Source organism: Paenibacillus ginsengihumi DSM 21568, from assembly GCF_000380965.1.
GTDB classification, from domain to species: Bacteria; Bacillota; Bacilli; order Paenibacillales; family NBRC-103111; genus Paenibacillus_G; species Paenibacillus_G ginsengihumi.
On record NZ_KB905579.1, the window covers coordinates 24179 to 44216 of the forward strand.

Below are 20038 nucleotides of genomic sequence, written 5' to 3' on the forward strand. Positions count from 1 at the left end.
GGGAATTTTGTCAACAATGGATAGTACAACCGCCGTTAAGGCAGCATATACTTCGAATAGTATATCTCGAACCGGCGGAACGATTGACGATTGTAAAGCCCCATGTTCAATGTTAAACTAGTAAAGTTACAGGACGAGAAAAGCGCGGAGGGGGACCATGATGAGCAAAATAATCGTCCGCGGCGGCAAACGACTATCCGGCAGAGTCAGGATTCACGGCGCCAAAAATGCCGTTTTGCCGATTATTGCAGCATCCCTTCTTGGAGCCGAGGGAACCAGCGTCATCCACGACGCTCCTCCGTTGGATGATGTGCTGGTGATGAATCAGGTATTGCAAAGTCTTGGTGTTGAGGTCGAATATAAAAACGAGACGGTGCGGGTGACGGCAGAGCGCATATCCACCTGCGAGGCGTCTTACGATTTGGTCCGCAAAATGAGGGCATCTTTTCTTGTAATGGGACCTTTACTGGCCCGGATGGGACATGCTCGCATTTCCTTGCCAGGCGGATGTGCGATCGGAACGAGGCCGATCGACCAGCATCTCAAAGGCTTCGAAGCGATGGGCGCGGAGATCGAGCTTGGGCAAGGTTATATCGAGGCCAAGGTTCGCGGAAAGCTTAAAGGCGCCAAAATCTACTTGGACGTGGCCAGTGTCGGAGCGACGGAAAATATCATGATGGCTGCGGCGCTGGCGGACGGAACGACGCTGATCGAGAACGCCGCCAAGGAACCGGAAATCGTCGATTTGGCCAACTATCTCAATGCGATGGGCGCGAAAATCCGCGGTGCGGGGACGGGACTGATCCGCATCGATGGCGTGGAGCGATTGAGCGGGGCCGTACATACTGTTATACCGGACCGCATTGAAGCGGGTACATACATGATTGCGGCGGCAATTACTCGGAGCGATTTGTATGTGGAAGGCGCTATCGCCGATCACTTAAGGCCGGTCATCTCCAAAATGCAGGAGATGGGCGTTCAGTTCGAGGAAGACGAGAACGGCCTGCGCGTGTATAGCGATAGCCCGCTCAAGGCGGTGGACGTGAAGACGCTGCCTTATCCGGGGTTTCCGACCGATATGCAGTCGCAAATGATGGCGCTATTGCTGCAGGCGGATGGAACCAGCGTCGTTACCGAGACGGTGTTTGAAAACCGCTTCATGCATGTGGAGCAATTCCTCAACATGAACGCGCAGATTAAAGTGGACGGGCGAACGGCGATCATCAGCGGCGGGAGCCGTCTTCGCGGCGCTAACGTGTGCGCGACCGATCTGCGGGCGGGAGCGGCCCTCATTCTGGCGGCTTTGGCCGCCGAAGGCGAGACCGTGATTACCGGCGTGCATCACATTGACCGCGGCTATGTCGGCATCGCCGACAAGCTTCAACTGCTCGGCGCGGATATTCGGCGCATTACGCCGGAGGTTGTGGAAGAGCAGGAGGAAGAAGCTCCGATGACATTGTTTGCCGTACAGCCAAGTCTGGCGTAACAGCCAAGTTATACGATCCGAAAGCTATCGTACCAGAGCGGACTTCTGGCACGATAGCTTTTTTTGGCATGAACGGGCAAAGCTCCGGCGGCTGCACCGCCCCTTGCCTGGGGAGCCTTCCATCGGTTCTATTCTATATGTCTAGCTCATAAGATAATGGTAGCTGCCGAACAGGCGGCCGGCGGAAGACCGCCCGCGGGAATAGGCTCCAGTTCCGAGGCTTTAATGAAGCGCCTGAACAGAAACGATGGAGGAACGCTGCATGAGGTATCGTTTGCCTTCGAAGCACAAGCCCTGGATCCGTTGGCTCGCCGTATGGTTTGCGAGCTTTGCCGCTGTCGTTGTGCTGGCGCCGATCCTGCTGGTTCAGACGAAGCCGGACTCTCCGGTTCCCGGCTATTCCGAAATGCCCTCGCCCCAAGGCGCGGAACGAAGCACCCCGCAGCAACGGATCGTGCCGGTGTATCTCGCTCAAGTGAAGCGGGTAGAAGAGGTGCCGTTGGAAGATTATGTGCGCGGGGTCGTCGCCGCGGAGATGCCGATCGAGTTTGAGCTGGAAGCGCTGAAGGCGCAGGCAATAGCTGCCCGCACGTATATTATCCGCCGCTCGCTGAACCCGGACGCAGGAGGTCAAGCGGCATCGAACGCCTGGGTGACGGATACGGTGGCGCACCAGGCGTATGTCACCGACAGCGAACTGAAGAATCGTTGGCCCGCCGCATCGTTCGAGCGCAATATGGACAAGCTGCGGCGTGTCGTCCGTGAAACAGAGGGGCTTATTCTGACGTACGAGGATCAGCCCATCGAAGCCGTTTTTTTCTCGACCAGCAACGGATATACGGAGAACTCGGAGGACTATTGGGGCACGTATTATCCGTATTTGCGCAGCGTTCCCAGCCCTTGGGATGCCGGATTGTCGCCGCGCTTTACGGAAAAGGTCGTCTTCTCCAACCGGGAGCTGCAGCGCCGGCTTGGACTCAGCGGCATCGTGCCGGTATCGTCCGGGGCATCCAAGGGGCTCAAGGTGCTGGGGTTTACGGCCAGCGGCCGGGTCAAGAGCGTTTCGGTTGGAGGAAAAACGTTCAGCGGCCGGGAGTTCCGCGAGAAGTTGGGACTGAATTCGGCTCATTTTCAATGGGAATGGCAGGGCGACGAGCTGCATATTACGACGACGGGCTACGGTCACGGAGTCGGCATGAGCCAATACGGAGCCAACGGAATGGCCAAGGAAGGGAGCAAGGCTGAGGACATCGTCAAGCATTATTACACCGGGGTGAAGATTTCGAAGTTATGACTCTACGGCTTGCAAAAAATCCCTAAAAAGTAGGTTTGCCCGCGTATAAATCTCGTTAACCTGGTAACAATGGTTAGCGAGGTGATAACAAATGGAAGAGCAAAAAAGAGATTTGCAGAAGGAACAGCAAGCTCCTCAATCGAACGAAGGAGCGAAAAATCCGCCGCAAAGCACATCGTTCACCTGGAAGAGACTCCTGGGCAAAAAATGGGTATTCCCGGCGATGTACATGGCAGCAGCGGCAATCATCTTAACGTTAATGTGGGTGTATCAGGATTATGGCACATCGACGAAAGATGATCTCGCCGTAAACAGCCAGGCAGTAACGGACAACGTGAGCGGTCCCGAGTCCTTGCCGACGAACGCCGCGCCGGAGAAGATGCAGTGGCCGTTTGCCGACAAGAACGAGCTGGATGTCGTCCTGCAGTATTTTGACAAAAACGCATCGAATGAAGCCAGACAAGCGGCGTTGGTCGAATACGGCGACGAGTTCACGCCTCACATGGGCATGGATTTCTCCCGCCCGGACAATGAGCCGTTCGATGTGTTGGCCGTGATGAGCGGCAAAGTAACGGCAGTCGAGAAGAACCATCCGCTGGTCGGCAATCTGGTGGAAATCACCCACAGCAACGGCCTGGTATCGGTCTATCAAAGCTTGGGCGAAGTCCATGTGGCCAAGGATGACGAGGTCAAGCAGGGCGATGTAATCGCCAAGGCCGGACGCAACGAGCTGGAGAAGGAGCAGGGCGTTCACCTTCACTTCGAGCTGCGTCAAGGACAAGACGGCCCCGCCGTCAACCCCGAACAGTATTTGGGGCAGGAGTAATATAAACATACAGATATAATTAGTCTAAATCTAGGCAGAGTCGAGGCATATGCTGAAGCTTCTGCCTTTTTTGTTGCTTTTCCTCCTTTTTAGGCAGCTCGTCCCGTGAAAATAAATCGTCCGTTTGGGCTTGTCAGGCTTGGTTACAGCGAATATAAGCAAAGCCCCCTCATATAATGTACCAAACTAACTCGAGTAGGGAGGCGAGGGGAGTGCACGATTACATCAAGGAGCGAACCATCAAGATCGGCCGCTGCCTGGTCGAGACCAAGCATACGGTTCGCACCATAGCTAAGGAATTCGGAGTTTCCAAAAGTACGGTGCACAAGGATCTGACGGAACGTCTGCCGGAAATCAACCCGGAGCTTGCGAATCAGGTAAAGCATATTTTGGAATATCACAAATCGATTCGTCACCTGCGCGGAGGAGAAGCGACGAAGATCAAGTACCGCAAGACACGGAATCCTAAACCGCAGGAGAAGCTGGTTACCGTAAAATAATTCAGCTTAGGACGAAATGACGAACGGATAGCGCTTTCCCGCTTATCGTACCGTGCGGCTGCCGGATGGAACGCCCGCGGTACGATCACCCCGCCGACCGAAACGGATGGACGAAACGATTCTTGTCGAATATATAGCAGAAAAAAGAGGAATTTTTATTTTTATGGCGAAATGTTTATAGCGATGGATATAATGGAAATAATCCGCTTCTAGCATAGCAGCCATGGACGGTAGGTTTAGGGAGGATGTATTCGAGATGTTGAGCAAGGACATTGGCATCGATCTCGGGACAGCGAACGTCCTTATCCATGTGAAGGGCCGCGGCGTTGTCTTGGATGAGCCGTCCGTCGTCGCGATTGAGAGCGAAACGAAGAAGGTGCTTGCGGTTGGCGAAGAGGCTCGCCGCATGGTGGGCCGAACCCCCGGCAATATCATTGCCATTCGCCCGTTGAGGGAAGGGGTTATCGCCGACTTCGATATTACCGAAATGATGTTGAAGTATTTCATAAACAAAGTGGGCGGGAAGAAGTGGTACAACCACCCGCGCGTGCTCATCTGCGCTCCGACGAACATTACCTCCGTCGAGCAAAAAGCGATTCGCGAAGCGGCGGAACGCTGCGGCGCCCGCGATGTCTACCTCCAGGAAGAGCCGAAGGCGGCGGCGATCGGCGCCGGTATGGATATTTTTCAGCCGAGCGGCAACATGGTCGTCGATATCGGCGGGGGGACGACCGATGTGGCGGTATTGTCGATGGGCGATATCGTAACTTCATCCTCCATCAAGATTGCGGGGGACAAGTTCGACTCCGCTATCATGAAGTATATCAAAAGCAAATATAAGCTGCTGATCGGCGAACGGACAAGCGAAAATATCAAAATTCAGATCGCAACGGTGTTTGACGACCGGAATGAGACGATGGATATTCGCGGGCGGGATATGGTCACCGGCCTGCCGCTCACGATTACGATTCACTCCCGCGAAATTCAGGAGGCGCTCGCCGAGCCGGTATCGGCGATCGTAGCCGCCGCCAAGAGTGTGCTCGAGCGGACTCCTCCGGAGCTGGCGGCCGATATTATCGATCGCGGCGTCATTTTGACGGGAGGCGGAGCGCTGCTGCACGGCATCGACCAGCTGTTGGCCGAAGAGCTCAAGGTTCCCGTCTTGATCGCGGAGGATCCGATGAGCTGCGTCGTCCGCGGGACAGGTATTATGTTGGACAACCTGGATAAAGTATCGAAGATCAAAATCTAGCCGGAATGGGAGGATAACCATGCTGAGAGGGCTGTACACGGCTGCATCCGGGATGATTGCCCAGCAGCGAAGGCACGATGTCGTCACGAACAATATTGCCAACATCAATACGCCGGGCTTCAAGCAGGGCAACGCAATCAACCGCTCGTTCCCCGAGATGCTCATCGCTCGTACGCGAGGGGGCGAACACGATCCCTTGTCCGTGCCGATCGGAGGGATCCATACCGGCGTGATGGCGGAGGAGAACGTGTCGCTGCATGCCCGCGGCGACATTGTGGAGACGAACAATCCGTTTGATTTTGCCATCCTCTCCGACATGGAGGTGCCTGGAGCCGTATTCGACGCATCCGGCCATTACGTGGGCGAGGACGGCCAGCGCATCGCTCGGCCGCAAGCGTTCTTTACGGTGCTCAATGCTCAGGGAGAGCAGCGATATTCGTTGAACGGCAAGTTTTCTGTCAACGCGCAAGGTCAGATGATCGATTCGGAAGGCAATCCGGTGCTTGGCCGGGACGGGCAGCCGATCGTTCTGCTTGAGCCGGGGACGGACCTGCCGATTGTCAATTTCCGCATTACGAATACGGGGCTATTTGTGGACGCTGACGGCGAACCGATCATTGGCGCCAGCGGCGAGCCGGTAAACCTGCTGCTTACCCGAATCGAGAATCCGAATCAATTGGTGCGCGAAGGCAACGGGCTGTATCGTCTGAATGACGGCGGGCAGGCCCGTCCGGTTGAAGCGGAAGACCGGGTGGAGGTTAGGCAGGGCTTTATGGAGCGCTCCAATGTCGATGCGGCGCAATCGATGGTCGATATGATGTCGGCGCTTCGCGCTTATGAGGCCAACCAGAAGGTCATTCAGTTCTACGACCGCAGCATGGACAAGGCGGTTAACGAAGTCGGCCGCGTCTGATTCGTATAGCTGCCGGTTTGACGTGGAAGTTAAAGCCAGGAGGATTCGTTCATGAACCATTCGATGATCAACGCGGCGGTTTCGATACAGGCGCTGCAGCAGAAGCTGGACCTCGTCTCCAATAATATCGCCAATACGAATACAACCGGCTATAAAAGGAAGGAAGCATCCTTTCAGGACGTGCTCACCAGCGTCAGGCAGCAGCCGCAGGGCTTCGCCCGGGAAGGCCGCATGACTCCGCTCGGATACAATTACGGTTGGGGCGCCAAGCTTGTGCAGGCTGAGCTGAACATGGCTCAAGGCACGCTGAAAGAGACGAATAATCCGCTTGATTTGGCCATTCACGGGGCAGGCCTGTTCGAGATTGCAGCCGTGATGCTCAACGAGAATGACGAGCCTGTTCAGCAGATCCGTTGGACTCGCGACGGCTCTTTCAAACTGGGAGTAGACCCGGAAGATCCGGAAAGTATGTTTTTGCTCACGAAGGACGGGCATTTCGTCCTCAACGACGGTTCCGAGCCGATGCGCATTCCGGCGAATCACCGAATACAGGTTCGGGAAGACGGGATGATTATGGCATACGACGATGCCGACGAGTTCGCGGAACCGGTCGAAGTCGGGCAGCTTAAGCTGGTTCGCGCCGTGCGGCCGCAATTGCTGGAGCAGCTGGGCGACAATTTATATACGCTTCCGGCCGACATTACTCCTGAAATTCGCGAAACTATTCTTCAGACGGTCAATGAGGATAACAACGCCATCGATCCCATTACGGTGCAGCAGGGCTATCTGGAGCAATCCAACGTCGTTCTGGCGGACGAGCTGACCGAGCTGTCCATGGTTCAGCGCGCCTATCAATTGAATTCCCGAGCGCTTGCTTCGGCGGACCAAATGCTGGGACTCGCCAACAGCTTGCGGGGCTAAGCGGAGCGATGAAGATTGTTAAGGAAGCCGAAGAGGTGAGCGGGATGGGCAGACAGCAGGGAAAGAAGCCGTCACCGAAAGGCGGCGCCGGTTGGAAGAGGATCGTTCGCGGCACATTCCGTTGGACGTGGTTTCCGTTCTCTTGTTTGCTGGCGCTGGCTCTGGGGCTGACGATCGGATACGTCCAATTCGGGAATGCCAGTGCGGGAGACTTGCTGCGGCTTGATACGTGGCGGCATCTGCTGGATTTGGTGTTCGCGGAATCATAAGCTGTTTTGCATGTAGAACAGAAGGACTCCCGGACAGGGAGTTTTATTTTTTTCCTTATAAAGGTATAATGTATGGATGAAACCCGCTCCTGGCAAGAACCGTTCCATGAGGTACGCTATAAGGGGGAAAAGACATGTGGAATGTGCCCAACATGCTGACCATGTGCCGATTTTTGCTAATTCCCGTGTACTGGTTCGTGTTCGCAGCCGGCTATATCAAAAGCGCTTTCTGCATCCTGCTGCTGGCAGGCTTGACGGATGTGCTGGACGGACATATCGCCAGAAAGCGGGGGCAGATGACTTCCCTCGGCAGCATGTTGGATCCGCTCGCAGATAAAATGATGATGATCACCGTCATCGTATCGCTCGTTATCTCTCGTCTGATTTCGTGGGAAGCGGCGGCGGCGATGTTTTTAAGGGATGCGGGGATGATCGTAGGTTCGGCGTTCTTTCATTTTCGCGGGAAAAAGACCGTACCGGCCAATGTGCTCGGGAAGCTCACGACCGTTCTTTATTATATCGCCGTGTGGATGCTTGTTTTTCAAATGCCTTATGCTCAGCATTATTTATGGTTCGTCATTACGGTTTCCTTTGTGGCCTCGGCCATATACATCTTGCAGTTTGCCCACTTGAACAGCAAGCAGATCGACTCGTGAAGGGAAAAGAGCTTATGCCCCAACCGGCATTGTTTTGGCGGCTGAGCCATAAGCTCCCTTATCTCAACCCTTCACTACTGCAGATCGTGAAGGGACATTCGTTATTGTAAGTTGATGGCTTCGTTTTTATACCATCCGGGAGGAGACAATTCTATGCTAAACGCTAGGCAGATTCAAGAGATCATTCCCCACCGCTATCCTTTCCTGCTGGTCGACCGCATTGAGGAGGTCGAAGCGGGCGTTCGCGCCAAAGGGATCAAGAATGTTACGATAAACGAGCCTTTTTTTGCCGGACATTTTCCGCAGTATCCCGTTATGCCGGGCGTCTTGATCATTGAAGCGCTGGCCCAGGTAGGCGCTGTGGCCATGCTGCAATCGGAAGCGCTCAGAGGCAAGCTCGCTTTGTTCGCCGGCATCGACAATGCCCGATTTAGGGGGCAAGTCTTCCCGGGGGATACGCTGACTTTAGAGGTTGAAATCACTCGTCTGAAGGGCATGATCGGGAAAGGACAGGCAACGGCCAAGATCGGGGACCGGGTCGTCGCGGAAGGAGAATTGATGTTCGCGATCACCGATCCGGATAAGTGAAAAGTTGATCCTTGCCGGCTATCCGCTGACGCGGAGCTTTTCCCCATTCAGGATCGTATATACGTATATTATAGACACAAAATGCAGGAGAAGGAGAGAGATGAGACGATGAATCGCGTGCAAGAGCATTACGAGCTGTGGTTAAACGATACGTCAGTCGATGAGGCGACGAAGGCCGAGCTTCGTTCCATTGCCGATCAGCCGAAAGAGATCGAAGACCGGTTTTACCGCGATTTGGAATTCGGAACCGGAGGCTTGCGCGGAGTCATCGGGGCCGGCACCAACCGGATGAACGTCTATACGGTCAGCCGGGCTACGCAGGGGTTGGCGCAATATTTGCTGAAGCTGGGCAAGCCGCAGGAGACGTTGTCGGTGGTCATCGCTTACGACTCCCGGAACCAGTCGCCGGAATTTGCGCTGGAGACGGCGAAAGTATTGGCTGGCAACGGGATCAAGGCTTACGTGTTCGAGACGCTGCGCCCGACACCCGAGCTGTCGTTTGCCGTCCGCTATTTGCAGGCCGACGCGGGGATCGTCATCACGGCCAGCCATAATCCTCCGGAATACAACGGCTACAAAGTGTACAACGCGACGGGCGGCCAGCTGGTCCCGGACGAAGCGGAGCGGGTTATCGGCGAAATTCGCGGGGTGCAGCGCTTTGCCGATGTCAAGAAGCTGTCCCGGGAAGAAGCCGAAGCGAAAGGGCTTCTAGAGTGGATCGGCGACAACGTGGACAAAGCTTACATTGAAGCCGTCACCGCTGTCAGCTTAAACCAAGAACTCGTCACCCGCATGAGCAGCGAAATGCGGATTGTGTATACTCCACTGCACGGAGCGGGCAATCTTCCGGTCAGAGCGGCTCTTGCCACGATCGGTTTCAGCCAGGTGAAGACCGTAGCGGCGCAGGAGAAGCCGGATGCCAATTTCTCTACCGTCAAGTCGCCCAATCCCGAAGAGAAGGACGCGTTCGCCCTGGCCATTCAGGAGGCGAAGGCGTGGGATGCCGATATAATTATCGGGACCGACCCGGACTGCGACCGGATGGGAGCTGTCGTGAAGGATGCGAGCGGCGAATATTTCGTCCTGACAGGGAACCAATCCGGTGCGATTATGGTCGATTATTTGCTGAACGGCCTCAAGGAGCGCGGACAGCTTCCGAACGACGGCGTCGTGGTCAAGACGATCGTGACCAGCGAGATGGGGGCCGTCATTGCTCAGCACTACGGTGCGCGGGTCGTCAATACCCTCACAGGCTTTAAATATATCGGCGAGAAAATGACGCAGTACGAGCGAGAAGGAGGAGGCTCCTTCCTGTTCGGCTACGAGGAGAGCTACGGTTACCTGGCGGGAACGTATGCCCGCGATAAGGACGCCGTCGTCGCCGCGATGCTCATTTGCGAAGCCGCCGCTTATTACAAGAGCCAGGGCAAGACGCTGTATGACGTGCTGCAGGAGCTGTATGAACGGCACGGCTACTTCCTGGAAAAGCTGGAATCCCGTACGATGAAAGGCAAGGACGGCCTGGAGAAAATTCAGTCGATCATGACGGCCTGGAGAAACGAGCCTCCTGCCGACCTGAATGGTCTTCGCGTTACGAAGGTCGAAGACTTCTCGCAAGGCTTGTACGGCTTGCCGAAGGAAAATGTGCTGAAATATACGCTGGAGGACGAATCCTGGTTCTGCTTGCGCCCTTCGGGTACCGAGCCGAAAATCAAAGTATACTTTGCCGTCCGCGCCCGTACCGGTCAAGAAGCTGCCGCAGCTCTCACCCGACTCGTCGAGACCGTCATGTCCCGGGTCGATCAATTTTAACGAAGCCTGGGAGTGACTTTATATCGTGTGGAACCGTTACTTGCGTTGGAATCAACGATCCATCAAATGGCTGTGGGGGCTGGTCATACTCGGTGTGCTGGCCTCCCTGCCCATTGCTTTCGAGCGGTACCAAATGGAAAGCGAGACTGCCCGCAAGGTGGAATTTGTTTTCGACTACCGCGATTTGATAGAAATTTCGGATACGCAGACCGATCCTCGGCAGTTTATATTGGATCACCTTAAGAAAATCAAAGACAACGGCGTGCGCTCCTTGGCCGTCTATGAATCGACGCTGAACGAGCTGAAGCAAAGCCGGCGCATCGAATTGTACACGAGCCATGAAGCGACAGCCTTGACGCAGGTTCCCGTTTCTCCGAACGAAAACTATACGTATCTGCTGTTTGCCGATGCAAGCACGGAGTCCAGGCTGCGGCCGCTGATTGAACAGACGTTCACTTCTTTGAATGTGAGCACCAGGCCATGGACGTACAAAAATCAGCCTGGCATGATCATCGAGATGGCCATGGACGAAGCGCTCATGAAGACGATGGATCCGGACCCGATCGCGATGCAGGAGTTAAAGGAGCTGGGCTTCCATCTCGTCGTCCGCATGTCCAACCGCCGTCCTTTCGACGAAGCGCAAATGGACCGCCTTCTCGGAGAATTCAAGCGGCTTGGCATCAAGCGGTTTATCATCGACGGCGAAACGGTGCCTGGCTTTGTCAGCGACAGCGAGCCGGAAAATATCGACAAGATGGCCGAGCTGATGAAAAAACACGGCATCGGGCTGGCGGCGATCGAGCTGCAGCGGGCGCCTCAGCGCGGCTTCAACCGGCTGGCGCAAAAAATCGATTATAATGTCGTGAGGTTGCATTCCTTCACGGAGGCAGACGGCCAGAAGCTGACCGAAAACCTGACCGAGGAAGAGCTGAAAGGGCGCATTCAAGGTGTGACGGACCGCCTGGTGCTGGCGGTGAAGGACCGCAATATCCGGATGGTTTTCTTGAACGCGCGGGCCGTGAAAAACACGGATAAAGCGATGATTCTCCATCCGCTCGATTCGATCTACGACGCGTTGAACGGGCCGGACGGTGCGCTGAACCGCATCCAGCATGCCGGCTATACGCTTGGCATTGCCGAGCGCTTCTACGATCTTTATTCCGGCTGGCAGCCGATCGCCAAAGGGTTCATTTGGCTCGGAGCCGTTGCTTTGATTGCGCTCGCGGTCGGATTCTTTGTTCCCGAATCGGTACTGGCGCTGTTTTTGCTCGGTATGGTCGGTTCCGCCGGGTTATATGCGATGAACGCGCATTTATTCGCGCAGGCGCTCGCCTTAGGCGCCGGTACCTGCGCGCCGACGATTGCGGTGATGATGGCGGTGCGAGTGGCAAGGCGGCGGAAGGAGGAGCAACGAGGCGGGTCCAATCTGTTTTTTGCGATCCTCCTGCTGCTGCGCGCAACGGTCGTCTCGGCTACCGGCATTTGCTTTATCGTCGGCCTGCTCAATCAAATTCAGTATTCGCTTGTGCTGGATCAGTTCCGGGGGGTCAGCGTGCTGCATTTGGCGCCGATCGTGCTGGTTGCTCTGTTCTGGCTTCTGTTCAGCGATCGGACGAACTATGCGGGCATCATCGGCAAAACGCGGCAGCTGCTCGCGATGAACATCAGCGTGCTGTGGGTCGTCGTCGCCGCTGTGCTGGCGGCAGTCGGCTACTATTATTTGTCCCGGACCGGCAACGAGGGCCAAGTTTCCGGTATCGAGCGAGTATTTCGGGCGTATTTGGAAAATACGATGGGAGTAAGGCCAAGAACCAAGGAGTTTTTGCTGGCGCATCCTTTGTTCCTGCTAGGAGCCTACCTCTGCGTGAAGTACCGCAGCGCCGTGCTGCTCATTCTGGCCGGCGTGATCGGGCAGGCGTCGATTGTCGATACGTTCGCCCATCTTCATACGCCTTTGGTCATTTCGTCGATCCGGGTTATGTACGGGCTGCTTCTGGGAACCGCGATCGGCCTCGTCCTGATCATTGCCTGGGAAATAGTCGATAGGAGCTGGCGACGATGGGTTCTCAAGTAAAGCGCATCGTCCTGTCCGGCTACTACGGCTTTCGCAACAGCGGCGACGAGGCGGTCCTGCAGTCCATACTCCTGGCTCTTAAGGAGCAGGGGGAGCGGCAGGGCGTCGAGTTCGTGCCGGTCGTCTTATCCGCCAATCCCGAGGAAACGAGCCGCACTTACGGGGTTGAAGCCGCTCACCGCATGCGGCCGGCCGAATTATGGAGGGCGATCAGCACCTCCGACGGTTTGATCAGTGGCGGCGGCAGCCTGCTTCAGGACGAGACGAGCGCGAAGACGATCCCTTACTATTTGGCTGTCATCAAGCTGGCCCAATGGATGGGCAAGCCGGTATTCATTTATTCGCAAGGAATCGGGCCGGTGCATCGCAAAATATTTTACCGCTGGATTCGTGCGGCATTTAACCGCTGTCCCTTGATCTCGGTTCGAGACCAAGAGTCGTCCGAACTGCTGCAGCGAATGGGGATCAGCGGGGCGAAGGTGCATGTCGTGCCCGATCCGGTCATGGGTCTTCCGCTGCGGAGCGGACAACCGTCGCAAAAGACCCCGGAAGCGCCGAACACTGTAGTAGGCGTTTCCGTCCGTTATTGGAACGAGGACCGCTCCGAGCTCAACGCCGTCGCCGACGGGCTGAAGGCGCTGCTGGAGCAGACGGACGCCAGCATCCGCTTCCTTCCGTTCCATCTGCCTTCCGATGAAGCGGCTTCAATGTATGTGAAGGAACGGCTGGGGGAAAGCTACAATCACCGGATTTCTGTTGCTGCCGGCGTCGTTCATCCGCAGGACATGCTGGCCGAGGTTGCTGCCTGCCGCATGCTGATCGGCATGCGCCTGCATTCCTTGATCTATGCTGCGGGACAGCTCGTGCCCATGGTCGGGGTGTCTTACGATCCGAAGATTGACCAGTTCCTGAACCGGCTTGGCATGAAGGCGTGCTTCCGCACAGCGTCGCCCGATGCCGCGGCGCTGGCCGCCGAGGCGCTGCGGCTGTACGATAAAGCGCCGGCTTGGCGAGACGAGAAGAGGTCTGTCATCGACCGTCTTAGAAGCGAAGCTCAGGCGCCGGCCGAGCGGATCGCGGCTTACTATGGCAAAGGACGGGATAGTTAGTGAACGAAAACGCAAGCAGCCTGCAGAAAGCACCGGTCGTCACGATTTTCGGGGTACCTGTTGCGAAATGGAATATGAGGCAAACGGTCGATTATTTATGCCGGGTTGTCGAGGATGGCACTGTACCTCATCAAGTCATTACGGCCAATCCGATCATGGTTATGGCGGCGCTCAGGGATCCGCAGTACATGCGCATGATGAAGGAAGCGGAGCTCATTGTACCTGACGGCGCCGGCGTTGTCTGGGCTTCAGGGTATGTGGGAAATCCGGTCGCCGAGCGCGTGCCGGGCATCGATCTGCTTCATGAGCTGATGCGCGAGGGAGAAGCGCGCGGCTGGCGGGTGTACATGGTCGGCGCCACTGACGAAGTCATCCAGGCGGCAGCCGATAAGCTCCGGCAGTCCTACCCGGGGATTGCGCTGGCCGGAGTCCGGAACGGTTATTTCGGCGATCAGGAAGACGCCGCCGTGATCGAGGAGATCCGCGCCGCGCGGCCGCATATTTTGCTCGTTGGGCGGTCGGCCGACAAGCAGGAGCCCTGGATCGGGAAATACAAGGCTCAGCTTGGCGTGCCGGTCATGATGGGAGTCGGCGGCAGCTTCGACGTGCTGGCCGGGAAACTGAAGCGGGCTCCAGTCCTGCTGCAGAAGCTTCGTCTGGAATGGTTTTATCGATTGCTGCAGGAGCCATGGCGGTACAAAAGAATGCTTGAGCTGCCGAAATTCGCCTTGAAAGTGATCCGTGAAAAAGAAAATGTACAGAAACCTTGACTATTACTATGAAAATTTCCGGATTCTCCTGTAAATCGCTTAAAATCGATGATGGTATTTCGATGGGCGACAGAGTATAATGTGAGTGTTTGGGTTTTCATAGAACAAAGGGGCTGGAACATACTATATGAGTCTACTTTACGGAATCGGCTTTGCTACAGCCATGCTAATTGCGCTTTTGCTCACGCCGCTCGTGAAGCGATTTGCTCATCTCGTCGGGGCGGTGGATGCGCCGAATCATCGCAAAGTACATACCCGCATTATGCCTCGTCTCGGTGGCCTGGCGATTTACGCTGCCTTTATTGCCGCTTATTTCGTTATTTCGCCGGCGCTTGATTCGCTGCAATCCGATGTCGTCTTCGGCCTTATCGTTGGCGGGTCCATTATTGTGCTGGTCGGCGCGTTAGACGACCGGTTCGACTTGTCGCCCAAGATCAAGCTGCTCGGGCAAATTATTGCCGCCGGAGTGGTCGTTCACGCGGGCGTTGTCATTGATTTTATCAGCGTGCCGTTCGGCGACTTGTCGATTTCGCTGACGTGGCTGTCGATCCCGCTCACGATCTTCTGGATCGTCGGCGTAACCAATGCGATTAACCTGATTGACGGATTGGACGGTTTGTCTGCCGGCGTCTCGGCGATTGCCATAGCCACCATGCTTGTGCTCGCCTTGATGATGGGCAATATCACCGTCGTTCTGCTCAGTGTCATTTTGCTTGGAAGCATCGTTGGATTTTTATTCTATAATTTTCATCCGGCCAAAATTTTCATGGGCGACTCCGGCGCGCTGTTTCTCGGCTTTAGCCTGGCTACGCTGTCCATTCTCGGCTTCAAGCAGGCGACGGTCGTATCGCTGCTTATTCCGATTATGATTCTTGGCGTGCCGCTGTCGGATACCTTTTTCGCGATCTTGCGCCGTTGGGTGAATCATTTGCCGATCTCTGCCGCAGACAAAAGCCATCTGCACCATTGCTTGCTGCAGCTTGGCTTCAGCCACCGGACGACCGTTCTCATTATATATGGCATCGCCTTAGTTTTCGGTTCTTCCGCTGTGCTTCTGTCGATTTTGTCTGAACGCGAAATTTTATGGGCAGCCGTCATTCTTATCATTTTACTCGTATGTACTCTCGTGATCGGCGCAGAGGCAATCGGCATCATCAGCCAGACGCGAAAGCCGGTCATCCGCTTCCTGAACAAAGTCAGAGACAAGACGCTGCAACTTGGCACACGCTCGCGCGTGTCGAAATAACGGTGCGGTTCGACCCCATCCCAGGTCCTTGACGGACTTGGGATTTTTTTATTGCCGAGTATAAACAATCATGTCGATCTTTCCGATAAAAAAGCATATGTGACTAAAAAACGGGCTGATGGTCACGGGAAGGTCTGTCGAAACGATGGGCCTATCCGTCCGGATCAGTTCCAAAGCAACAAATTCGCATAGGGAGGTAGTCCACTTGAAACGAATGTTTCGCCAATGGGTCAGTTTGGCGCTGATCGCCGCGCTGCTCGTGAGCTTGTTCCCGCCGAAGACGGCATTGGCGGCCAGCTTTGCGATCGAGGGATTCCAGTATACCGGCGACACTCCTCCGGGAGATGATGTGCCGGTCGATCAAATTACAACGAATCCGTTGTCGTTTACCGCATTGATCTCGGATGATTTCACGGATGCGGACCTGCGTTCGATGTATGTTCAAGTATACAACCATACGACAGGGCGCCTGCAGGACACGGATGCTTCGAACAATCCTGTGCGCAATCCGGACAATCCGAACCAGCTGTTGTTCAACAATATTCATTTGACGAGCGGTCTGAACAAGATCACCGTCAAAATGGGAAACAGCATGACGTTTCCTTCGGTCTGGGTGCGCTTCGTGGCTTCCACGAACATCTCTAACTTGAAGATCAACAACGAACCGTTGGAGGACGTAAGCTACCCATTCAATGGCACAGGCATGCTGCCGAAGCAGCAATCGAGCCAAGTGACGATCACCGGTAATGCAGCCAATGCCAACTATATCCGTTCGATGCTGCTCGGCAATCAGTATAATGCGGGCAACTATGTGAATGGACGCTTTACCTTCTTCGCCAATACAGGCCGGAGCAACGATATGACGTTTGTTCCCGGCGATAACGAAGTAACCTTTGTTTCGCACAATAATACGAACCGGACAGAGCTGACCAAGCATTTTGTCTATGATAACGGCAAAGCGTTCGCGTTCAATGCGAAGGTAGGCGTGCTTGGAGATACCAATGGCCAGGTGATGTATAGGGCGGATAAGCCGACGATTACCGCAGCGGACAAAAATATCACATTGACCGGCTATCTGAAATCGTCCAAATCGAACAACGGTACTACGCTGGATTATAGCTATGCCGATTTTACCGTGTCGGGAACGGGGCAGACGGTTCGTTATTCCTTTGCGGATAATGATTTCGTGTACAACCAAAGCGGCACCGTTACGTCCCCGGCATATCTTCACGGCGGCGGAACGGCGAATAACAGTCAAGTCAGCAAGTATGACTCGCCTGACAACCGTTATACCGTCCATGAGGTGAAGGTCGATCTGCCGATTAACGGCGGGGCGCGCGCTCAATCGATCGAAGTGAAGTTCATTCCTTCGGATGATTCGAGGGAACCGGAAATTTCCCGTTTTTCGTTTAACTATGTCAACACGAATGAGCCGTATATCCAGAAGGTAGAACGCGTCGTTACGACCGGTACCGGGGAAATTTTGATTCCGCTGAATGAGCGGGGAGCGACTCAAATTAATGAGATGCCAGCGCTGCTTCAAGTGACTGCTCCGAACGCTACCCACATTCGCGTGAAGGTGAACGGCACGGTGAAGGCCGATTATGCGGCTGGCAGCCGCATCGAGCTCTCCGGTTTGCCTGATGGCGATACCGATCTTGAGCTGATTCCGATCAGAGGAACGGATGTTTATCCCGGTACGATCTTCAAGCTGCTCATCTCGGGCTCGCCTTATTTGGTCGCCAACAACATTTACGATAATATGCAGGTGTGCGGTACGTATAACTGCGGAACCAATACGCTTCCGCAAGTTATTACCGGTTCGGTCTTCAATGTGCCGAGCGACTTCAATGCAAGCTTCGTCAGCTGGACCGTCAACGGCAAAGTGCCGGACGATCCTACGGTACTGAGCTTTACCGGCAAAAATTTCGAGCTTGATCCGGCTGCAGTCAGAGTCGACGGCAAGCAGGTATTCAATGAAGAAGGCCAGAAAACGTTAAGCTTTACGCTGCGAGTTGGCAGCATTGTGACGAAAACGGACTATGATATTTTCGTGTTCAAAACGAATCTGCCGGTTATTTCCGACTTTTCGTTAAGCTACCCTTCGAGAGATCCGAATTATAACAAAGTATCGGATACGGAATATGTAACGACTTCCAACCGGATTACGCTCAAAGGCTCGGTTGTGAATGCAAGCTCGGCGAACATCAAGCTGTATTACCAGGCACCCGGCGAAAGCACGGTGCGTGAGTTGTCGCCGTCCTTCTCGGGTTCCGATCCGGTGACGTTCACGCATGATTTTGATTTGCAGAATTACGGAGACTATATTTTCGAGCTTCGCGCTTCAGCGGGCGGCTCTACCGTCGTCAAGACGATCAAAGTCACCAAGGAAGAGCAGGCTTACCGGATTATTCGTCCGGCCGTCATCAAAAACACCAATGGCATCGATCAGGCGAATATTAACAAAAACTTCGAGAACGTCCAAATTGTCGCGGATCGCGCCAGCTATATTTTATACAACAAGGTGCAGTATACGGCGATCGGCAAAACGTCGGACAATCAGGATTTGTTCGAAATTCCGGTTACCGATCTGAAAACCGGCAATAACCGGGTGAAATTTACGATTGTTCGCGGCGATACGGAACTGGATGCCGAGATCATACTCAATAACGTGAATAACCCGATCGAAGGCGCGCAATTCAAGACTCCTTTCAAGAACAAGATGACCGCGTTCAATAAGGAAGTCGAGCTTTCCTTCCCTAAGGATACGAAGCTCATGCGCAACGATCGCGAAAACCAGAATCAGTATGTCTCGGATACGCGTTCGATCCTGTTCGGGATCGCAACCAATACGGATGGCATTGTCGATAAGAACGAAGAGGACGTCCGCTATGGAGGCCAACAGGAGCTGCTGGAGCCGACGGGACGCTTCCGTCCGGCCAGCAAGCGTTACTGGATCGATGCGGGGACGATCGCCGATATCAACAAATCTCCGAGCCATCCGGATTTTGAGAAGGAAATGAGGGATGCGTTGTTCGGTTCCGGCCGGCTGCCTTATGAACCGCCGAAATACGGCAACGCCGGGGGCGGAGAGTTCTTTACGCGCCAGCTCAAGGACATGGTGGTTCCGACCAAGCGGGGCAAGCTGACGCTGAAATATGATGACAGCATTCGCGCCGAGGCGTGGAAGTATTTGACCGTGTTCCACTACAGCATTTTCCCTGACAGCACGGGGGACCCGAATCGTCCGGGCGAGAGCGAGTGGCGCATTCTGGGCGGAGTAGTTAACACGAAGAACCACACGATTGAAGTGCCGTTCTATTCCTTTGGATATTATCAGGTTATGTACATGGACAACAGCTTCAACGACTTTGCTAACCATCCGCAGGAGAATGCGCTGAACATCGTGTATTCCAAAGGGATAATGCACAAGATGGACTCCGAAACGACGCTGTTTAGAGTGAATAATCCGGTGACGCGCGGGGAGTTCGTGTCTATGCTCGTTCGCATTTTCGACATTCCGCTTGAGAACGAGGACACCTTCGTCAACGACCCGGATAACCGCAACTATAACGGATCGTTCCTGGATGTCCAGCGCGGCGAAGAATTGTATAACAATAACGGTCTCTATGATTTTCAGCATATTGAGGCCGCTGCCAGGGTCGGCATCATTCGTGGCGAAGTAAACAGCTACTTCAATCATGATTCGCCGATCAAGCGGCAGGATGCCGCTGTAATGATCGCCCGTGCGGCGGAGCTCAAGACGAGCAGCGATCTGAGCAAGAGCACGGCTGCTCTGACGAAGCAGTTTACGGACGGCGCGAGCATCGACGATTACGCCAAGCCGGCGGTAGAAGCGGCTACCAAGGCAGGGTATATCAACGGCAAGCAGAACGTTCTGCTGCAGGGTCAGAAGAAAGCAACGTATCGCTTCGAGCCGCATGGCACGCTCAACCGGGCGGAAGCAGCGGAGATTGCACTGGCTTTGATGCAAAAGCTTGGAAAAGCGCAGAAATAACGGAAACCAGGCTGCCGGTTCGCTGGATCGGCAGCCTTTCCGCAACATGGCTCAATTGGTAAATAATTATAGATGACGATGGTAATGGAATCGATGTATACTTACCTTCGTGAGCAAATCGATACATCATTTGTTGATAGACGCCGATGACGGAAGAATCCAAATGTTCAAGATAGCAATGCGCACACCCCTGAGTTGATGTCCTCGAAAAAAACATACAAAAAGTTTTTTTCCTAGAGCGCAACTTTTTGAAGAACGCTGCGTTTAATACAGTGACAACAACGCAGTGAAGATGATAGCCGGG

Annotated in this window: 16 protein-coding genes; all 16 read left to right on the forward strand. The window is 54.6% G+C overall.

Annotated features, from left to right (window positions below; translation table 11 throughout):
* Positions 1-160 precede the first annotated feature (160 nt).
* The gene (gene murA / locus F591_RS0116125) at positions 161-1486 is read left to right on the forward strand and encodes a UDP-N-acetylglucosamine 1-carboxyvinyltransferase (RefSeq protein WP_019535657.1); all 1326 of its coding nucleotides are present in this window, start codon (positions 161-163) and stop codon (positions 1484-1486) included.
* Positions 1487-1748: 262 nt separating this feature from the next.
* Positions 1749-2780: a stage II sporulation protein D gene (gene spoIID / locus F591_RS0116130; protein ID WP_019535658.1), complete on the forward strand. Its 1032-nt coding sequence runs from the start codon at positions 1749-1751 to the stop codon at positions 2778-2780.
* Between the two features lie 91 nt (positions 2781-2871).
* A complete protein-coding gene (locus F591_RS0116135) occupies positions 2872-3606 on the forward strand; it encodes a M23 family metallopeptidase (RefSeq protein WP_019535659.1) in 735 nt (244 codons plus the stop codon).
* Positions 3607-3818: 212 nt separating this feature from the next.
* Entirely contained in the window at positions 3819-4106 is a 288-nt protein-coding gene (spoIIID, locus tag F591_RS0116140; protein ID WP_019535660.1) for a sporulation transcriptional regulator SpoIIID, read from the forward strand.
* 256 nt (positions 4107-4362) lie between these two features.
* On the forward strand, positions 4363-5358 hold the full coding sequence (gene mreB / locus F591_RS0116145; RefSeq protein ID WP_019535661.1) for a rod shape-determining protein: 996 nt from the start codon (positions 4363-4365) through the stop codon (positions 5356-5358).
* A gap of 19 nt (positions 5359-5377) precedes the next feature.
* Complete coding sequence (locus F591_RS0116150) at positions 5378-6271, forward strand: flagellar hook-basal body protein (protein WP_019535662.1); 894 nt, start codon at positions 5378-5380, stop codon at positions 6269-6271.
* Between the two features lie 51 nt (positions 6272-6322).
* Positions 6323-7192 (forward strand): flagellar hook-basal body protein, encoded by an 870-nt coding sequence (locus F591_RS0116155; RefSeq protein WP_019535663.1) that lies wholly within the window; start codon positions 6323-6325, stop codon positions 7190-7192.
* A gap of 8 nt (positions 7193-7200) precedes the next feature.
* Positions 7201-7461, forward strand: coding sequence for a DNA-directed RNA polymerase subunit beta (locus F591_RS0116160; RefSeq protein ID WP_019535664.1), 261 nt, complete (start codon positions 7201-7203; stop codon positions 7459-7461).
* Between the two features lie 134 nt (positions 7462-7595).
* A complete protein-coding gene (locus tag F591_RS0116165) occupies positions 7596-8117 on the forward strand; it encodes a CDP-alcohol phosphatidyltransferase family protein (protein WP_019535665.1) in 522 nt (173 codons plus the stop codon).
* A 153-nt stretch (positions 8118-8270) separates the two neighbouring features.
* Positions 8271-8705: a 3-hydroxyacyl-ACP dehydratase FabZ gene (gene fabZ / locus F591_RS0116170; RefSeq protein WP_019535666.1), complete on the forward strand. Its 435-nt coding sequence runs from the start codon at positions 8271-8273 to the stop codon at positions 8703-8705.
* A gap of 108 nt (positions 8706-8813) precedes the next feature.
* Positions 8814-10517 carry a phospho-sugar mutase gene (locus tag F591_RS0116175; RefSeq protein ID WP_019535667.1) on the forward strand — a complete coding sequence of 568 codons (1704 nt, stop codon included), beginning with the start codon at positions 8814-8816 and terminating at the stop codon, positions 10515-10517.
* A 25-nt stretch (positions 10518-10542) separates the two neighbouring features.
* Positions 10543-12591: a DUF5693 family protein gene (locus F591_RS0116180; RefSeq protein ID WP_019535668.1), complete on the forward strand. Its 2049-nt coding sequence runs from the start codon at positions 10543-10545 to the stop codon at positions 12589-12591.
* Positions 12576-13700, forward strand: a complete 1125-nt coding sequence (csaB, locus tag F591_RS0116185) for a polysaccharide pyruvyl transferase CsaB (RefSeq protein WP_019535669.1) — start codon at positions 12576-12578, stop codon at positions 13698-13700. The genes F591_RS0116180 and csaB overlap by 16 nt, the downstream gene beginning before the upstream one ends.
* A gap of 74 nt (positions 13701-13774) precedes the next feature.
* Positions 13775-14470, forward strand: coding sequence for a WecB/TagA/CpsF family glycosyltransferase (locus tag F591_RS0116190; protein WP_083935506.1), 696 nt, complete (start codon positions 13775-13777; stop codon positions 14468-14470).
* Between the two features lie 127 nt (positions 14471-14597).
* Entirely contained in the window at positions 14598-15716 is a 1119-nt protein-coding gene (locus F591_RS0116195) for a glycosyltransferase family 4 protein (RefSeq protein WP_019535671.1), read from the forward strand.
* A 214-nt stretch (positions 15717-15930) separates the two neighbouring features.
* Positions 15931-19734, forward strand: coding sequence for an S-layer homology domain-containing protein (locus F591_RS0116200; RefSeq protein WP_019535672.1), 3804 nt, complete (start codon positions 15931-15933; stop codon positions 19732-19734).
* Positions 19735-20038: the final 304 nt, after the last annotated feature.